Consider the following 1162-nt stretch of genomic DNA (forward strand, 5'->3'; position numbering starts at 1 on the left):
TATGATAGCGGTCTTTCGTTTTGAAGAAATAAAAAAGAAGTCTTTGACTAGACCTCTTTTCAAAATGACCCGTACGGGATTCGAACCCGTGTTACCGCCGTGAAAGGGCGGTGTCTTAACCGCTTGACCAACGGGCCAGATAAATGGCGGAGAAGGAGGGATTTGAACCCTCGCGCCGCTTGCGCGACCTACACCCTTAGCAGGGGCGCCTCTTCAGCCACTTGAGTACTTCTCCATTTGGCTCCGCAGGTAGGACTCGAACCTACGACCGATCGGTTAACAGCCGATAGCTCTACCACTGAGCTACTGCGGAAGATCATGGTGGGCCTGAGTGGACTCGAACCACCGACCTCACGCTTATCAGGCGTGCGCTCTAACCAGCTGAGCTACAGGCCCATGAACGATATACAAATGGAGCGGGTGATGGGAATCGAACCCACGACATCAGCTTGGAAGGCTGAGGTTTTACCACTAAACTACACCCGCAAAAATATGTATGGGGCGATTGATGGGAATCGAACCCACGAGTGCCAGAGCCACAATCTGGTGCGTTAACCACTTCGCCACAACCGCCATACTATCAATATTTATTTGTAAAAGTGGCTCGGGACGGAATCGAACCGCCGACACACGGATTTTCAGTCCGTTGCTCTACCAACTGAGCTACCGAGCCATATAATTATAAAAATGGCGGTCCGGACGGGACTCGAACCCGCGACCTCCTGCGTGACAGGCAGGCATTCTAACCAACTGAACTACCGGACCAATATAGATAAGATAAAATTTGGTTGCGGGGGCAGGATTTGAACCTGCGACCTTCGGGTTATGAGCCCGACGAGCTACCGAACTGCTCCACCCCGCGATGATATGATGTTTTAAAAAATATGGCGGAGGAAGAGGGATTCGAACCCCCGCGGGCTTTGACACCCCTGTCGGTTTTCAAGACCGATCCCTTCAGCCGGACTTGGGTATTCCTCCGTATAGATGGTGGACCTTGTAGGACTCGAACCTACGACCGGACGGTTATGAGCCGTCTGCTCTAACCAACTGAGCTAAAGGTCCTTTATAGCGGCGGAGGGGATCGAACCCCCGACCTCACGGGTATGAACCGTACGCTCTAGCCAGCTGAGCTACACCGCCATGATAAAAAATCCTTTAGAAA

At 52.2% G+C, this 1162-nt stretch carries 12 tRNA genes; all 12 read right to left on the minus strand.

Annotation, left to right across the window (positions count from 1 at the left end):
• Window positions 1-65 precede the first annotated feature (65 nt).
• The 12 genes from IEE86_RS19125 to IEE86_RS19180 all read right to left on the minus strand — a co-directional run bounded on the left by IEE86_RS19125 (window position 66) and on the right by IEE86_RS19180 (window position 1140).
• A tRNA-Glu gene (locus IEE86_RS19125) sits at window positions 66-137 on the minus strand.
• A 7-nt stretch (window positions 138-144) separates the two neighbouring features.
• A tRNA-Ser gene (locus tag IEE86_RS19130) sits at window positions 145-235 on the minus strand.
• Window positions 236-238: 3 nt separating this feature from the next.
• Window positions 239-313, minus strand: a tRNA-Asn gene (locus tag IEE86_RS19135).
• Between the two features lie 6 nt (window positions 314-319).
• Window positions 320-396, minus strand: a tRNA-Ile gene (locus IEE86_RS19140).
• Window positions 397-412: 16 nt separating this feature from the next.
• Window positions 413-486 (minus strand) — tRNA-Gly (locus IEE86_RS19145).
• An 11-nt stretch (window positions 487-497) separates the two neighbouring features.
• A tRNA-His gene (locus tag IEE86_RS19150) sits at window positions 498-573 on the minus strand.
• A gap of 27 nt (window positions 574-600) precedes the next feature.
• A tRNA-Phe gene (locus IEE86_RS19155) sits at window positions 601-673 on the minus strand.
• Window positions 674-688: 15 nt separating this feature from the next.
• Window positions 689-765 (minus strand) — tRNA-Asp (locus IEE86_RS19160).
• A 20-nt stretch (window positions 766-785) separates the two neighbouring features.
• Window positions 786-862: transfer RNA gene (locus IEE86_RS19165), tRNA-Met, on the minus strand.
• A gap of 23 nt (window positions 863-885) precedes the next feature.
• Window positions 886-978: transfer RNA gene (locus tag IEE86_RS19170), tRNA-Ser, on the minus strand.
• Window positions 979-985: 7 nt separating this feature from the next.
• Window positions 986-1062: transfer RNA gene (locus IEE86_RS19175), tRNA-Ile, on the minus strand.
• A 4-nt stretch (window positions 1063-1066) separates the two neighbouring features.
• A tRNA-Met gene (locus tag IEE86_RS19180) sits at window positions 1067-1140 on the minus strand.
• Window positions 1141-1162: the final 22 nt, after the last annotated feature.

It is taken from the genome of Bacillus crepusculi, assembly GCF_014764715.1.
Classification (GTDB): Bacteria; Bacillota; Bacilli; order Bacillales; family Bacillaceae; genus Bacillus.